This window comes from Streptomyces sp. NPDC096012 (genome assembly GCF_040426375.1).
GTDB lineage: Bacteria > Actinomycetota > Actinomycetes > Streptomycetales > Streptomycetaceae > Streptomyces.
This window is the reverse complement of the sequence record NZ_JBEOTD010000002.1, coordinates 143,584-158,779: the sequence shown is the minus strand read 5'-3', so window position 1 is coordinate 158,779 and position 15,196 is coordinate 143,584. Positions and strand designations below refer to the sequence as shown.

Genomic DNA, 15,196 nt, shown 5'->3' with positions numbered 1-15,196 from the left:
ACGGATGGGGAGGCAGGGACGACGGTGGCGGAACGGAGCACGGCTGCCGTCGACGTGGCAGACAACAGCGGTGAGCAGCCGCTGACCGCGAAGGCGGACCAGTCCACGGCCGACGGGGTGGCCAACAACCCGGAGCGGGGCACGGACATCGAAGAGGCGCAGGGGAGCGGCGGAGTCGAAAGTCCCGGACAGAAGGCGACCTCGCCCGAACTGCACAGCGGTCACAAGCTCGCCAGACGCTACCGACTGGAGGAGTGCGTCACCCGTCTGGACGGATTCAGCAGTTGGCGTGCTGTCGACGAGAAACTCCGTCGTGCCGTCGGCGTCCACATCCTGTCCGCGGACCACACCCGGGCCCGTTCCGTCCTCGCCGCCGCCCGGTCCTCCGCGCTGCTGGGTGATCCGCGCTTCGTCCAGGTCCTCGATGCCGTCGAGGAGAACGACCTCGTCTACGTCGTCCACGAGTGGCTGCCCGACGCCACCGAGCTGACCGCGCTGCTCGCGGCCGGCCCGATGGAGCCGCACGACGCCTACCAGATGACCACTCAGATCGCGTCCGCCATGGCCGCCGCGCATCGCGAAGGCCTCGCCCATCTGCGGCTGAACCCGAACGCCGTCCTGCGCACGTCCTCGGGCCAGTGGCGCATCCGCGGGCTCGCCGTGAACGCCGCCCTTCGGGGCATCACCTCCGACACCCCCCAGCGCGCCGACACCGAGGCGATCGGCGCCTTGCTCTACGCGGTGCTGACCCAGCGCTGGCCGTACGAGGACGACGCCTACGGTCTGTCGGGCCTTCCCAAGGACATCGGGCTCATCGCACCCGACCAGGTGCGGGCGGGCGTCCACCGCGGGCTCTCGGAACTGGCCATGCGCGCCCTGGTCAACGACGGGGCCACCGCGTCCCGCCATGAGGCCGCGTGCACCACGCCCGAGGAGCTGGTGAAGGCGATCGGCGAGATGCCGCGCATCCGCCCGCCGGAGCCGTCGTTCACGGCTCCGCCCGAGTACCAGCGCACGACCTACCAGCAGGGCACGTACGGCCGTCCGGCGCCGCACCCCGGTGCCGGCCAGCCGATCGCGCCTCCGCCGCCCCCGCTGCAGAGCCGTACCGGCAAGGCCTTGAAGTGGGCGGTGTCGGCGCTTCTCATCGCCGCCCTGGGCCTCGGCAGCTGGCAGTTGGCCGACGCGCTGATGGACCGGGGCGGCGCGTCCGACGACACCCACAAGACCCAGCCGACGGACGACGGCGACAAGAACGTCGCAAAGCCGAACCCGGCGCAGATAAAGATCCGGAACAGCCAGGAGTTCGTCGCCCAGGGAGACGCTCAGCACCCCGGCGACGTGGCCAAGACGTACGACGGGGACGCGACCACCTACTGGCGGACCAAGAGCTTCAACGAAGGCCCCACGATCGCGCCCCTCAAGCCGGGGGTCGGCATCGTCTACGACCTGGGCTCGGCGAAGCACATCAGTACGGCCGACATCGGGCTCCGCTACGCCGGCGACCACACGACGGTCGAGCTGTACGCCGCCGACTCGCTGTCACCCGCTTCGCTGGACTCGATGACTCGCATCGGCAGCGTCACGACGACGGGCACCACCGCTACGGTGAAGCCCGGCAAGTCGGTCAAGACGCAGTACGTCCTCGTCTGGCTCACGGCCGTGCCGCAGTCGGGGTACGACTCCACCCTGTACTCCGGCGCCGGCTACAAGCAGGCGATCAGCGAAGTGAAGTTCGCGGGCTGACGTCTCACCGGACCGGAGGGGGCAGATGGCGGACGGCGCCGGATACGACGGTGTGAGCGACCGGGAACTGCTCGCCCTCCATGTGGAGGGCGACCCGGACGCCTTCGGCGAGATCGTGCGGAGGCATCGGGATCGGCTCTGGGCGGTCGCACTGCGGACGCTGGGGGACCGCGAGGAGGCCGCTGACGCGGTCCAGGACGCCCTGGTCTCCGCCTTCCGAGCCGCACACACCTTTCGGGGGCAGTCGGCCGTCACCACCTGGCTGCACCGCATCACAGTCAATGCCTGTCTGGACCGGGTCCGTAAGGCGGCCTCCCGGAAGACCTCTCCGGTCGACGACACGGACCGGCTGGAGCAGCTTCTGGAGCCGCACGAGTCGGCCGAGGCGCCGGCCGAGCGAAACGACCTCCACCGTCAGCTCCTGGAAGCGCTGGGCACCCTTCCGCCCGACCAGCGGGCCGCTCTGGTGCTCGTGGACATGCAGGGCTACCCCGTGGCCGAGGCCGCTCGGATCCTCGACGTGCCGACCGGGACGGTGAAGAGCCGCTGTGCCCGGGGCAGAGCCAGGCTGCTGCCCCTGCTGACCCACCTCCGGCCCGAGGGCGCCCGAAGCGGGGAAGAACCCGGCCCCGGACGGAACCGGGCGTCGGGGACATCCGTCCCACCGGCAACGGAGTCTCCGGGTGACAGCCCCGAAGGCACGGGACCAAGTGATTCAACCGCAGTGAAGGGCGGAGGTGGGCGAGCGTGACTTCCACGACAGACACGGCCGGGCACCCGGACGTCGCGGAGATCTCCGACCTCACCGAAGGCCTGCTGCCACCGGGCCGCAGCGCTGATGTCCGGCGCCATCTGGACGCCTGCGAACTGTGTACGGACGTCCATGCCTCGCTGGAGGAGATCCGCGGACTTCTGGGATCCGTGCCGGGGGCGGAGCGCATGCCGGCTGACGTGGCCGGGCGTATCGATGCCGCCCTCGCTGCCGAAGCGCTGCTCAGCGCCTCCGCACCGGACCTCTCGGACGCCCAGATCCCGGGTTCGCCGGAGCCGACCGACGACGACAGTCGTGTTTCACGTGAAACATCGACCCCGTCCATGCGGCCGGCCGGGCGTCCTCAGGCAGCGTCCGGCCCAGGACGCAAGGGGGGCAAGCGCGGCCGGCGCCGGAAGCAGGTGGTCCTGGGGGCAGTGCTCACCGCGGCCTTCCTGGGTACCGGATCCCTGCTCCTGCAGTCGCTCGGCGACCACTCCTCCGACACCACCGCTCATGGGCAGCCGACCCCGTCCGTCGCTCCCTTCTCCGGCGACAGCGTCCAGAGCCAGGTGAAGGGCCTCCTCAGCAGCAAGAAGGAGGATCGGCGGGAGATCACGGGGCGGGAGCCCGGAACGGATGCCGGGAGCGGGCAGAGCACCCCGGGCACGACCGAGAGTGCCAACACGCTGCTGCAGACCAACGCCCCGGTTCCGGACTGCGTCCGGCAAGCGCTGCACCGAAGCGACGTCGTCCTGGGCGCCAAGACGGGCACGTACGACGGGAAGGCCGCCTATCTGGTCGTGGTGCCCGACGCCGAGGACGGCGCGCGTGTCACCGCCTATGTGGTGGACGCGGCGTGCGTCGGCCGGCAGCCCGTCTCCGCCGGGAAGGTGCTGCTGAAGCAGTCCTTCACCCGCGCCTGAGGCCGGAGCGCTTCGTCACTCGGATACGCACCTGCGTGTGCCCGGACACCGCGGGAATGCGGGCCCCGTAGGATCCGTTGGGTGGGGTGAGAGCTCTGAAAGGCGCTCCCACAGGTGGACCGACGCAGACCAGAGACGAGGAACCAAGCCGTGAGCGACGTCCGTAACGTGATCATCATCGGCTCCGGGCCGGCAGGCTACACGGCCGCGCTGTACACCGCGCGCGCGTCGCTGAAGCCGCTGGTCTTCGAGGGCGCCGTCACCGCTGGTGGCGCGCTGATGAACACCACCGAGGTGGAGAACTACCCGGGCTTCAGCGACGGCATCATGGGTCCCGAGCTCATGGACAACATGCGTGCACAGGCCGAGCGCTTCGGCGCGGAGCTGATTCCGGACGACGTCGTCTCGGTCGACCTGACCGGAGAGATCAAGACCGTCACCGACACCGCGGGAACGGTCCACCAGGCGAAGGCCGTCATCGTCGCCACCGGCTCCCAGCACCGCAAGCTGGGCCTGCCGAACGAGGACACGCTCTCCGGACGCGGTGTCTCCTGGTGTGCCACCTGTGACGGCTTCTTCTTCAAGGACCAGGACATCGCCGTGATCGGCGGCGGTGACACCGCGATGGAGGAGGCCACCTTCCTCTCGCGCTTCGCGAAGTCCGTGACCGTCGTCCACCGCCGGGACACGCTGCGGGCCTCCAAGGCGATGCAGGAGCGCGCCTTCGGCGACCCGAAGATCAGGTTCGTGTGGGACAGCGAGATCGCCGAGGTCCAGGGCGATCAGAAGCTCTCGGGTCTGAAGCTGCGCAACGTCAAGACCGGTGAGCTGTCCGAGCTTCCCGTGACCGGCCTGTTCATCGCGATCGGACATGACCCGCGCACCGAGCTGTTCAAGGGTCAGCTGGATCTGGACGAGGAGGGCTACCTGAAGGTCGCCTCCCCGTCCACTCGCACCAACGTCACAGGCGTCTTCGGCGCCGGTGACGTGGTCGACCACACCTACCGCCAGGCGATCACCGCGGCCGGCACCGGCTGTTCCGCGGCACTGGACGCCGAGCGGTTCCTCGCCGCGCTCGCCGACGAGGACAAGGCGGAGCCCGAGAAGACCGCCGCCGTCTGAGCTTTCCCCTTCCCCTCCCCCGCCCCATCGCACGACTAGGACAAGGAGCCCGCCGTGGCCGGCACCCTGAAGAATGTGACTGACGACTCCTTCGAACAGGAAGTCCTCAAGAGCGACAAGCCCGTTCTGGTGGACTTCTGGGCCGCCTGGTGCGGTCCGTGCCGCCAGATCGCCCCCTCGCTGGAGGCGATCGCGGCCGAGCACGGCGACCAGATCGAGATCGTCAAGCTCAACATCGACGAGAACCCCGGCACGGCCGCCAAGTACGGCGTGATGTCCATCCCCACGCTGAACGTCTACCAGGGTGGTGAAGTCGCCAAGACCATCGTTGGCGCCAAGCCCAAGGCCGCGATCCTTCGCGACCTGGACGAGTTCATCACCAAGTAAGGCGAACGCCGGTGCCGCCGGCAGTCGGCGGTACATGTTTCACGTGAAACACGAATGGGCCAACCCCTCGGGGTTGGCCCATTCGCTTGGGCTCTTGGCCGCCGTCGCTCCTACAGCGGTCTCAGCGCCGGCTCCTTCTGAACCGCTCCGAGCAGCCGGTCGAGCGCCATCTCCACGTCTTCCTTCCAGGAGAGCGTCGACCGCAACTCCAGCCGCAGCCGGGGATGCGCCGGATGCTGCCGGACGGTCTTGAATCCCACGGCCAGCAGATGGTCGGCGGGCAGCAGACAGGCGGGCTCCGTCCAGCGGGCGTCTCCGAACGCCTCGATCGCCTTGAAGCCCCGGCGCAGCAGATCCTTGGCCACCGTCTGTACGAGCACGCGGCCCAGTCCCTGCCGCTGATAGCCGGGCATGACGAAGGCCGTCATCAGCTGTACGGCGTCAGGCGAGATGGGACTCGTGGGAAAGGCCGTCGAGCGCGGAACATAGGCGGGCGGGGCGTACAGCACGAAACCCACCGGCACGTCATCCACGTACGCCACGCGGCCGCAGGACCCCCAGTCCAGCAGGACGGCGGAGATCCAGGCTTCCTTCTCCTGCGCTGACCTGTCTGCTTTCACCGCCGCTTCGCCGCTGACGGGGTCCAGCTCCCAGAAGACGCACGAGCGGCATCGATTGGGAAGATCCTGAAGGTTGTCCAGCGTGAGCGGCACGAGCCGACGCCCCATGAAGGCTGATCCTCACTTCCTTCGCCGCCGCATCGCGAGCGGCTGTCAGAGCGCTCCGTTCCCGAAACAAGCTGCCGACGAATCCGCCGACCACTCCCAGGCTCAGACCCGCGCTCACCAGTCCGGTGCGGCTCATCGATCGCATGGTCTCCGTCTCCCCACTCAGAGATGCAGATGCTGCCCGGTGGACGCGCCATACCTGCCCGCATCGTATCCACGATGCGATTCACTCGATACCGCCTCAAAGCAAAGAGCGGGCCGTGTTCCGGTGCACACCGGACACGACCCGCTCCCTGCCCAGCCGGGGCGGCATTCACCCGAGGATCAGTCGTCCATCTCCTCGGACTCGTCCTCCCGCGCCTTCTGGAGGGCCAGCTTCTCACCGGGTGCGAAAGTGCTGAGGATCCGCTCAAGGTCGTCCGGGGAGGCGAACTCGACGGTGATCTTGCCCTTCTTCTGGCCCAGCTCGACCTTCACCCGTGTCTCGAAGCGGTCCGAGAGCCGGGTGGCAAGCTCGCTCAACGCCGGGGAGGGCACCGAACCGGCCCGCGGCCCCCTCGAGCGCGAGGCCTTCTGAGGCCGGGAGCCCATCAGCGTCACGATCTCTTCCACGGATCGGACCGACAGTCCCTCGGCCACGATGCGGTGAGCCAGCCGGTCCTGCTCCTCCGAGTCCTCGACGGACAGCAGGGCCCGGGCGTGGCCGGCCGAGAGCACTCCGGCGGCCACACGCTTCTGAACCGTCGGCGAGAGCTTCAGCAGACGCAGGGTGTTGGACACCTGCGGGCGCGAACGCCCGATCCGGTCGGCCAACTGGTCATGGGTGCAGTTGAAGTCCTTCAGCAGCTGATCGTAGGCGGCGGCCTCTTCGATCGGGTTCAGCTGCGCGCGGTGCAGGTTCTCCAGCAGCGCGTCCAGGAGGAGCTTCTCGTCGTCCGTGGCCCGGACGATGGCAGGGATGGCCTCCAGGCCGGCCTTGCGGCACGCCCTCCAGCGCCGCTCGCCCATGATCAGCTCGTAGCGGTCCGGCCCCAGCTGCCGTACGACGACAGGCTGCAGAAGGCCGACCTCCTGGATGGAGGTCACGAGCTCGCTGAGGGCATCCTCGTCGAAGACTTCGCGGGGCTGACGCGGGTTCGGCGTGATGGCGTCGAGAGGGATCTCCGCGAAGTGGGCACCCACCGGAGACACGGACGTCTCCGGTACCGGGCTCGCCGACGGTTCCTCTGTTTCATGTGAAACAGGGGGCAGGGTGGTCACCTTCGCCGCGGCCACACCACGGTCGGTCGTCAGCACCGGAACGGCCGTCGGGGAGGCGGAGGCTCCGCCTCCCATAGCGGCCGAGGCGGGTGTTTTCTCGGTCGGAGCAGCGGGGATCAGGGCGCCGAGTCCGCGGCCCAGCCCCCTCCGTCGGTCACTCATTGGATCCCCTCCACCATGCTCGGGTCGTTCTGGGCGCCGATGTGGGCCTGGCTCGCGTCATAACTGACGCCAGTGCCCCTCAGCGCGATTTCTCGGGCAGCCTCAAGATAGGAGAGGGCACCACTCGATCCAGGATCGTAGGTCAACACCGTCTGCCCGTAGCTCGGTGCCTCGGAAATGCGCACGGAGCGGGGGATGCTCGTCCGCAGCACCTCGTCACCGAAATGGGTGCGCACCTCTTCCGCGACCTGCGACGCCAGACGCGTCCGGCCGTCGTACATGGTGAGCAGGATCGTCGACACATGCAGCGTGGGGTTGAGGTGCCCGCGCACCAGGTCGACGTTGCGCAGCAGCTGGCCCAGGCCCTCCAGCGCGTAGTACTCGCACTGGATCGGGATGAGGACCTCCTGACCCGCGACGAGGGCGTTGACCGTCAACAGGCCCAGCGAGGGCGGGCAGTCGATGAGGATGTAGTCCAACGGCTGCTCGTATGCCTGGATCGCACGCTCCAGCCGGCTCTCCCGGGCCACGAGCGACACCAACTCGATCTCCGCACCGGCGAGATCGATGGTGGCGGGGGCACAGAAGAGGCCCTCGACGTCAGGGACGGGCTGGACGACTTCGGCGAGAGGTCTACTCTCCACCAACACGTCATAGATGGACGGAACTTCGGCGTGATGGTCGATACCCAGGGCCGTGGATGCGTTGCCCTGCGGGTCGAGGTCGATCACCAGGACGCGGCCACCATGCAGAGCCAGCGAAGCGGCAAGGTTGACGGTCGTCGTCGTCTTGCCGACTCCGCCCTTCTGGTTGGCGACCACGATCACTCGGGTCTGTTCCGGTCGCGGCAGGCCTTCGCCGGCGCGGCCAAGAGCCTCCACCGCCAGTTGGGCCGCACGACCGATGGGAGTGTCGTCCATCGGAGGCGGTGTTTCACGTGAAACATCCACCCCCATCGACTCGGTACGGGGACCGGGGACCGGATCGGTCATCGGTCCCGCGATGTTGGCGTCGGACCGCACGGATTCACTCTCCTCGACTTCAGGCTCGCAATGAACAGAGCCTCCCATGCCTTCGGGGTCGTGAACCAGTGAGGCCTGGTCTTCTGTGGAGAAATCCACCTCTGTGGACAACTCCGTGCCCTGAGAAGGTGGCGGAGTGCCCCGGGAAGCGGCGTCCTCTCCGAGTGATCCGAGAGGTTTCCGGTCGCGAGGTTCGGCCGCAGCGCGGCCACGACTGATGATGCCGTGCAGCAGTGAGCGACGTTTCACGTGAAACACGATGCACAGCGGCCGGGGCCGAAACCTGGCGACACTCCGTCCTGCGTAGGTTTGGCAGCTTGTGTGGAGTACGTCTCGTCGTCAGGACGGATCCGTACGGATGATCAGTACGACCGGCCCGTCACCGGACCGGCCCAGCGTCATCCGCAGGCCGCCGTACCGCTCCGCCGACGTCATCCGCAGGCCGTCGTACCGCTCCGCATGCGTCATCCACACGCCGCCGTACCACTGCGACGCCGTCATCCGCACGCCACACCGTACCGACTCCGACGTGTTCAGCGGCGCCTGCGTGTACGGCCCGTCCGGGCCGCCTTCGCCCTCTTGGCCGCGAAACGCACGCCGCCCGGGCTCTCCCCGACCTCGACCCGGACGACGGTGGACAGCGGGTCCACGATGCCCTCGCCCACATGCAGGATGGACGTCTCCACCGCACCGAGCTTGCTGAGCGCGGCGGCCGAGGCCTTCAGCTCCTCCTCGGCGGTGTCGCCCTTGAGCGCGAGCATTTCGCCGTACGGACGCAGCAGCGGGATGCCCCAGGCGGCCAGCCGGTCCAGCGGGGCCACGGCCCGTGCGGTCACCACGTGGACGGGCTGCAGGGTGCCCAGGACCTCCTCGGCCCGCCCCCGCACCACGGTGACATGGTCCAGGCCCAGAAGCTCGACGACCTCGGTGAGGAAGTTGGTGCGCCGCAGCAGGGGCTCCAGCAGGGTGATGTTCAGATCCTCGCGGACCAGGGCCAGCGGAATACCCGGCAGACCCGCACCGGAGCCCACGTCACAGACCGTCACGCCCTCGGGAACCGCCTCGGAGAGCACCGCGCAGTTGAGCAGGTGCCGCTCCCACAGGCGGGGCACCTCCCGTGGGCCGATCAGGCCACGCTGCACGCCCGCCTCGGCGAGCAGCTCCGCGTAGCGGACCGCATCGGCGAAGCGCTCACCAAACACTTCCCGCGCCTGTTCGGGCGCGGGGGGAAGCTCCGCTGACTCCGTCACGGGGACCGTCCTTCCGTACAGCGCCGGCGCTTCGCGCGCCGGCCACCAGAACTACCAGGCTGACAAAGTACGGCCCCGTCTGCTCAACAGACGGGGCCGGTGGAACGTGGAGTGCCGATCAGGCGGGAAGCACGACGACGAAGCGCTGCGGCTCCTCGCCCTCGGACTCGCTGCGCAGTCCCGCGGCCTTGACCGCGTCGTGCACGACCTTGCGCTCGAACGGGGTCATCGGCTTGAGCTTCACCGGTTCGCCGGAGCTCTTCACCTCGGCGGCGGCCTCGGCGCCCAGCTCGGTCAGCTCGCCCCGCTTCTTGGCCCGGAAACCCGAGATGTCCAGCATGAGCCGGCTGCGGTCACCGGTCTCCCGGTGCACGGCCAGGCGCGTCAGTTCCTGCAGTGCCTCGAGCACCTCGCCGTCCCGGCCGACCAGCTTCTGCAGGTCGCGGCCGCCGGTGTCGCTGATGATCGACACGGACGCGCGGTCGGCCTCGACGTCCATGTCGATGTCGCCGTCGAGGTCGGCGATGTCCAGCAGACCCTCCAGATAGTCCGCCGCGATCTCACCTTCCTGCTCCAGGCGAGTGAGGGTGTCTGCACCCTCGGCAGCGGCGGAGGTGGTGCCTTCCGTCACGGGATGGACTCCTTCTTACTTCTTGGACGGGGACTTGGGCCGCTGCGGGCCGCCCTTGCGCTGGCCGGACTGGGCCTTGCTGCGGGCGGCGGAGCCGGGCTTCTGGGGCTGCTTGGCAGCGGCGGGCTTGGCGTCCTGCGGCTCGTCGGACTTCTCCAGCGACAGCGCCTCGTCGGCCTGCTTGACCGTGCCGGACTGACGCTGGGACTTGGACTGACGCTTGGGCTGCTGGCGCCGGGCGGTGGCGGTCGCGGTGGCCGTCGTGCCGGTCGTCGTGCCGTCCTCGCCCTGCACCGCGGCCTGGGACGTGCTCTTCAGCACGCTGCCGTCGGTCTGGGCGGCGAGGCCGGCCTTGTTCAGGGCGTTGATGAACTTGCGCTCGAACTCGTTGCGGTCGCGGCCCTTGGCGACGATCGCCTTGATGATCGTCTTCTCGCTCCGGCGACGGACCTTGCCGTGCTGCGTGACGTGCTTGGCCAGGCGCTCCAGGTAGGCGGCCTGGGCCTTGGAACCGGGGGTCGGGTTGTTGCGGATGACGTACATCTGCTGGCCCATGGTCCACACGTTGGTGGTCAGCCAGTAGACGAGGACACCGACCGGGAAGTTGATGCCGAAGAAGGCGAACATCAGAGGGAAGACGTACATCAGCATCTTCTGCTGCTGCATGAACGGCGTCTTCACCGTGGTGTCGACGTTCTTCGTCATCAGCTGGCGCTGCGTGTAGAACTGCGAGGCCGACATCAGGACGATCATGATCACGGTCACGACGCGGACGTCGGTGACCGAGGCGCCCAGCGCCTGGATCGTGCTGCTGCCGTCCCGGAACTTCGCGGCGAGCGGGGCCCCGAAGATGTGCGCCTGACGGGCACTCGCCAGCAGCGAGTCGTTGATGACGCCGATCTTCTTGCCCGAGGCGATGCCGTTGAGCACGTGATACAGGGCGAAGAAGAACGGCGACTGCGCCAGGATGGGAAGGCACGAGGAGAGCGGGTTGGTACCCGACTCCTTGTACAGCTTCATCATCTCTTCGGACTGACGCTGCTTGTCGTTCTTGTAGCGCTCCTGGATCTTCTTCATCTCGGGCTGGAGCGTCTGCATGGCCCGGGTCGCCTTGATCTGCTTCACGAAGAGCGGGATCAGGCAGATGCGGATCAGGATCACCAGGGACACGATGGCCAGGCCCCAGGCCCACCCGGAGTTGGGGCCGAAGATGGCGCCGTACACCGAGTGGAACTGGACGATGACCCATGAAACGGGTGTCGTGATGAAGCTGAAGAAGCTGGCAATCGTGTCCACTAATCATGCTCCTTGGGCATGGGACGAAGTCTCTGCGGCCGGGCTCGGAGGAAGCTCGGAAGAGAGCTTCTCTTCGGTGGCCGGTTCGGCGGCGGAGGACCCGCCCGTGCGTGCGCGCCAAGCGTTGCGCAGCATTTCGTGCCACCGCGGGCGCTTGCGCGGCGGAACATGGTCCACACCGCCGAGCGACCACGGATTGCACCGGAGGATGCGCCAGGCGGTGAGTGCCGTTCCCTTGACCGCACCGTGCCGGTCGATGGCCGTGTAGCCGTAGTGGGAGCACGACGGGTAGTACTTGCACACCGGCCCCAGCAGTGGACTGATCGTCCACTGGTACAGCTTGATCAGGGCCAGTAGTGGGTACTTCATCGTGCGCCCCCTCCCAGCAGCCGCTGAACAGCGGCGTCCAGGTCTCGGGCCAGCTGTGCCTGGTCTGCGTCACCCGCTCCGGGCAGCGCTCGTACGACTACCAGGCTACCGGGGGTAAAGAGGGTGACCCGGTCCCGCATCAGATGACGCAGTCTGCGCTTGACTTTGTTGCGCACGACCGCTCCACCCACAGCCTTGCTCACGACGAAACCCGCACGCGTCGGGGGAGCGCTCTCCCCAGGCGCGTGCGGGTCCGTGGCACCGCTACGAAGGTGGACGACGAGGGTCGGACGGCCTGCCCGACGACCTCGTCGCACCGCGGTCGCGAAGTCCTCGCGCCGCCTCAGCCGGTTCTCGGTGGGCAGCACGACGTCATGACCTGATCGGAATCAGGCGGACAGACGGGCGCGACCCTTGCTACGGCGGGTCGCGAGAATCGCGCGGCCGGCACGGGTACGCATACGCAGCCGGAAGCCGTGGGTCTTGGCGCGACGACGGTTGTTCGGCTGGAAGGTGCGCTTGCTCACTCGGGGGCTCCAGAAAGATTCGGTAGTGGCGGGGTGCCGTCCTGGCTGTCACCGTGCGCCCACGAGTAGCTCGCTTCACGCCCGAGTGCACCGCTTCCCGATCACCTGACGTGATCTGTGCCCATCGGAGGCAGGCGGCAGCAGCCATCGACAACTCGACCTGGTTACGGTACGCGGGGCTGCGCCATTCGGTCAAACCGCGGGTCGTGGAGAGACACTATCCACAGGCTGGGGACAACAACTTGAACCGTACCCGTCGCGCTGACTACCGTGGCTGAACTCCGATTCGTTCCTTTATCCCCGGCCGAGCGGGTTCGCCCCGCCCGGCATCCGGATTCCATCCCCATCCGTCCCACAACCACACGATCGTGGGACCTGCGAGAGAGCGTGCCCTGTGGCTGACGTACCTGCCGATCTTGCCGCAGTGTGGCCACGAGTACTCGAGCAGCTCCTCGGGGAGGGCCGCGGACAGGGCGTCGAGGTGAAGGACGAGCACTGGATCCGCCGCTGCCAGCCGCTGGCGCTGGTCGCGGACACCGCGCTGCTCGCCGTGCCGAACGAATTCGCGAAGAACGTGCTGGAGGGCCGCCTCGCCCCGATCGTCAGCGAGACGCTCAGCCGGGAGTGCGGCCGGCCGATCCGCATCGCGATCACCGTCGACGACTCCGCGGGCGAACCGCCGCCCCCCGCGGCACCCTCCGCGCACCAGGCGTCCCAGTCGCGCTACGAGGAGCCGGAGCTGCCGTCCGGCCCGTACGAGGGCTACGGCCGGCACCGCGCCGACCAGCTGCCGGGCACCGAGCCGCAGCCGCGCGCCGACCAGCTCCCCACCGCGCGCCCCGCCTACCCGTCCGAGTACCAGCGGCCCGAGCCCGGCGCCTGGCCGCGCGCCAACCAGGACGACTACGGCTGGCAGCAGCCGCGGCTCGGCTTCCCGGAGCGCGACCCGTACGCCTCGCCGTCGTCCCAGGACTCCTACGGCTCCGGCACCGACCCCTACGGCTCGCCGTCCCAGGACTACCGCTCCCAGGGCAGGGACCGCGCGCACGGCAGGGAGCGCCACCAGGGCAGGGACCGCCAGGGGATGGACCGCCCGTCCTACGAGCAGCAGCGGGGCGAGTACGACGGCCCGCGCGGGGACTACGAGTCCTCCCGCCCCGACTACGACCCGGGGCGCTCCGACTACGAGCAGTCCCGGACCGAGTACGACCAGCGCGACAGCGTCCGCCGGGAGCTGCCCGAGCAGCCGGCGGGCGGCGGCCACGGGCACCGTGGCGCACCGGGCCGCCCCGACGGATCCCCGGCCGGTGCCCCCGGTCCGCTGGCGGCGCAGCCCGCGCCGGCGAGCGGTCCCGGCGAGCCGACGGCGCGCCTGAACCCGAAATACCTCTTCGACACGTTCGTCATCGGCGCCTCCAACCGGTTCGCGCACGCGGCCGCGGTGGCCGTCGCCGAGGCGCCCGCGAAGGCGTACAACCCCCTGTTCATCTATGGGGAGTCGGGGCTCGGCAAGACCCATCTCCTGCACGCCATCGGGCACTACGCGCGCAGCCTCTACCCGGGTACACGGGTGCGCTACGTCAGCTCGGAGGAGTTCACCAACGAGTTCATCAACTCCATCCGCGACGGCAAGGGCGACAGCTTCCGCAAGCGCTACCGCGAGATGGACATCCTGCTCGTCGACGACATCCAGTTCCTGGCGGACAAGGAGTCGACGCAGGAGGAGTTCTTCCACACCTTCAACACCCTGCACAACGCCAACAAGCAGATCGTGCTCTCCAGCGACCGGCCGCCCAAGCAGCTGGTGACGCTGGAGGACCGGCTGCGCAACCGCTTCGAGTGGGGCCTGATCACCGACGTCCAGCCGCCCGAGCTGGAGACGCGCATCGCGATCCTGCGCAAGAAGGCGGTGCAGGAGCAGCTGAACGCGCCGCCGGAGGTGCTGGAGTTCATCGCGTCCCGGATCTCGCGGAACATCCGTGAGCTGGAGGGCGCGCTGATCCGGGTGACGGCGTTCGCCTCGCTCAACCGGCAGCCGGTGGACCTGGGCCTGACCGAGATCGTCCTGAAGGACCTCATCCCGGGCGGGGAGGACAGCGCACCCGAGATCACCGCACCGGCGATCATGGCGGCCACCGCGGACTACTTCGGGCTGACGGTGGAGGACCTGTGCGGCACCTCGCGCGGACGCGCGCTGGTGACCGCCCGGCAGATCGCCATGTACCTGTGCCGTGAGCTGACCGACCTGTCCCTGCCGAAGATCGGCGCGCAGTTCGGCGGCCGCGACCACACGACCGTCATGCACGCCGACCGCAAGATCCGCGCGCTCATGGCGGAGCGCCGCTCGATCTACAACCAGGTGACCGAGCTGACGAACCGCATCAAGAACGGCTGACGCCGGCCGTACGACCGCGCCGGAGGGCGCCCCCGGGAGTCACCCCGGGGGCGCCCTCCGGCGTTCCGGGACGCCCCGAGCCGCTCTCGGCGGTGCCACACACCCGGCTGACGCTCTCGGCGGTGCCACGCACCCGGCTGGGAGACGGGCGGTGGGGCCCACTGCCGGCTGAGAGACCGGTAGCGATCCCGCTGTCGTGCGGAACGGGTTCGGGGGTGCCGCGAACGGCTCCCGGGACGGGTCCACAGGTCTGTGGAGGGGCCCTCGCGGGCTGTCGGCCGTCTCCCGTTCGCCATCGGGTGTTCGATTACGCGTCTGGTCACGGCCACCCTCCACAGATTCGGTGACTTTCTGCCGTCCACATCCTGGGGACCGCGAAGTTGTCCCGAACCACGTCCACAGGCAGCCTGTTCGTACGACGTCCGCCCAGCTCAGCTGCCTGTGGAATCGTGGACGAACGATCTCCACAGACTGTGGACGAAGCGAAGATCCACAGGCTGTGCACGAAGTTGTCCACCGTCGGCCCACAGGCTGGGGCCGGTTGTCCCCAGCGATCACCTGCTTCTCCACATGGCTGTCCACTGTTCGGCAACCCGACGCCCCCCGTCACCGTGTCGAGTGAAA

Annotated in this window: 16 protein-coding genes; 6 read left to right on the top strand and 10 right to left on the bottom strand. The window is 68.7% G+C overall.

Annotated features, from left to right (window positions below; translation table 11 throughout):
- Nucleotides 1-24 precede the first annotated feature (24 nt).
- The 5 genes from ABVB68_RS03095 (at nucleotide 25) to trxA (ending at nucleotide 4,932) form a co-directional block, all read left to right on the top strand.
- Complete coding sequence (locus tag ABVB68_RS03095) at nucleotides 25-1,746, top strand: protein kinase family protein (protein WP_353599280.1); 1,722 nt, start codon at nucleotides 25-27, stop codon at nucleotides 1,744-1,746.
- 25 nt (nucleotides 1,747-1,771) lie between these two features.
- On the top strand, nucleotides 1,772-2,497 hold the full coding sequence (gene sigM, locus ABVB68_RS03090; RefSeq protein ID WP_353599279.1) for an RNA polymerase sigma factor SigM: 726 nt from the start codon (nucleotides 1,772-1,774) through the stop codon (nucleotides 2,495-2,497).
- Entirely contained in the window at nucleotides 2,494-3,423 is a 930-nt protein-coding gene (locus tag ABVB68_RS03085; protein ID WP_353599278.1) for an RsmA family anti-sigma factor, read from the top strand. Before sigM ends, ABVB68_RS03085 begins: the two co-directional genes overlap by 4 nt.
- A 150-nt stretch (nucleotides 3,424-3,573) precedes the next feature.
- The gene (gene trxB / locus ABVB68_RS03080; protein ID WP_353599277.1) at nucleotides 3,574-4,545 is read left to right on the top strand and encodes a thioredoxin-disulfide reductase; all 972 of its coding nucleotides are present in this window, start codon (nucleotides 3,574-3,576) and stop codon (nucleotides 4,543-4,545) included.
- 54 nt (nucleotides 4,546-4,599) lie between these two features.
- Nucleotides 4,600-4,932, top strand: a complete 333-nt coding sequence (gene trxA / locus ABVB68_RS03075) for a thioredoxin (protein WP_353599276.1) — start codon at nucleotides 4,600-4,602, stop codon at nucleotides 4,930-4,932.
- Between the two features lie 110 nt (nucleotides 4,933-5,042).
- Here the strand turns inward: trxA and ABVB68_RS03070 are convergent, their stop codons facing one another.
- The 10 genes from ABVB68_RS03070 to rpmH form a co-directional block, all read right to left on the bottom strand.
- On the bottom strand, nucleotides 5,043-5,660 hold the full coding sequence (locus tag ABVB68_RS03070) for a GNAT family N-acetyltransferase (protein ID WP_353599275.1): 618 nt from the start codon (nucleotides 5,658-5,660) through the stop codon (nucleotides 5,043-5,045).
- Between the two features lie 324 nt (nucleotides 5,661-5,984).
- Entirely contained in the window at nucleotides 5,985-7,082 is a 1,098-nt protein-coding gene (locus ABVB68_RS03065) for a ParB/RepB/Spo0J family partition protein (protein WP_353599274.1), read from the bottom strand.
- Complete coding sequence (locus tag ABVB68_RS03060) at nucleotides 7,079-8,152, bottom strand: ParA family protein (RefSeq protein ID WP_353599462.1); 1,074 nt, start codon at nucleotides 8,150-8,152, stop codon at nucleotides 7,079-7,081. Before ABVB68_RS03060 ends, ABVB68_RS03065 begins: the two co-directional genes overlap by 4 nt.
- 291 nt (nucleotides 8,153-8,443) lie before the next feature.
- Nucleotides 8,444-8,605 carry a hypothetical protein gene (locus tag ABVB68_RS03055; RefSeq protein WP_353599273.1) on the bottom strand — a complete coding sequence of 54 codons (162 nt, stop codon included), beginning with the start codon at nucleotides 8,603-8,605 and terminating at the stop codon, nucleotides 8,444-8,446.
- Between the two features lie 32 nt (nucleotides 8,606-8,637).
- Entirely contained in the window at nucleotides 8,638-9,354 is a 717-nt protein-coding gene (rsmG, locus tag ABVB68_RS03050) for a 16S rRNA (guanine(527)-N(7))-methyltransferase RsmG (protein WP_353599272.1), read from the bottom strand.
- Nucleotides 9,355-9,472: 118 nt separating this feature from the next.
- A complete protein-coding gene (locus ABVB68_RS03045) occupies nucleotides 9,473-9,985 on the bottom strand; it encodes a Jag family protein (RefSeq protein ID WP_353599271.1) in 513 nt (170 codons plus the stop codon).
- Between the two features lie 15 nt (nucleotides 9,986-10,000).
- On the bottom strand, nucleotides 10,001-11,281 hold the full coding sequence (gene yidC / locus ABVB68_RS03040; protein ID WP_353599270.1) for a membrane protein insertase YidC: 1,281 nt from the start codon (nucleotides 11,279-11,281) through the stop codon (nucleotides 10,001-10,003).
- Between the two features lie 3 nt (nucleotides 11,282-11,284).
- A complete protein-coding gene (yidD, locus tag ABVB68_RS03035; protein WP_353599269.1) occupies nucleotides 11,285-11,650 on the bottom strand; it encodes a membrane protein insertion efficiency factor YidD in 366 nt (121 codons plus the stop codon).
- On the bottom strand, nucleotides 11,647-12,018 hold the full coding sequence (gene rnpA / locus ABVB68_RS03030) for a ribonuclease P protein component (protein WP_353599268.1): 372 nt from the start codon (nucleotides 12,016-12,018) through the stop codon (nucleotides 11,647-11,649). Before rnpA ends, yidD begins: the two co-directional genes overlap by 4 nt.
- A gap of 21 nt (nucleotides 12,019-12,039) precedes the next feature.
- The gene (gene rpmH / locus ABVB68_RS03025; RefSeq protein WP_003975051.1) at nucleotides 12,040-12,177 is read right to left on the bottom strand and encodes a 50S ribosomal protein L34; all 138 of its coding nucleotides are present in this window, start codon (nucleotides 12,175-12,177) and stop codon (nucleotides 12,040-12,042) included.
- Between the two features lie 394 nt (nucleotides 12,178-12,571).
- On the opposite strand from rpmH, the gene dnaA reads away from it, so the two are divergent.
- Nucleotides 12,572-14,572, top strand: a complete 2,001-nt coding sequence (gene dnaA, locus ABVB68_RS03020) for a chromosomal replication initiator protein DnaA (RefSeq protein ID WP_353599267.1) — start codon at nucleotides 12,572-12,574, stop codon at nucleotides 14,570-14,572.
- The last annotated feature ends 624 nt before the right edge of the window (nucleotides 14,573-15,196 follow it).

What these genes read in the sequence shown, in the direction of transcription:
- yidD (WP_353599269.1), bottom strand. Translation starts at nt 11,650, where the DNA reads ATGAAGTACCCACTACTGGCCCTGATCAAGCTGTACCAGTGGACGATC.
- ABVB68_RS03065 (WP_353599274.1), bottom strand. Translation starts at nt 7,082, where the DNA reads ATGAGTGACCGACGGAGGGGGCTGGGCCGCGGACTCGGCGCCCTGATC.
- ABVB68_RS03070 (WP_353599275.1), bottom strand. Translation starts at nt 5,660, where the DNA reads ATGGGGCGTCGGCTCGTGCCGCTCACGCTGGACAACCTTCAGGATCTT.
- sigM (WP_353599279.1), top strand. Translation starts at nt 1,772, where the DNA reads ATGGCGGACGGCGCCGGATACGACGGTGTGAGCGACCGGGAACTGCTC.
- ABVB68_RS03055 (WP_353599273.1), bottom strand. Translation starts at nt 8,605, where the DNA reads ATGACGGCGTCGCAGTGGTACGGCGGCGTGTGGATGACGCATGCGGAG.
- ABVB68_RS03060 (WP_353599462.1), bottom strand. Translation starts at nt 8,152, where the DNA reads ATGGGAGGCTCTGTTCATTGCGAGCCTGAAGTCGAGGAGAGTGAATCC.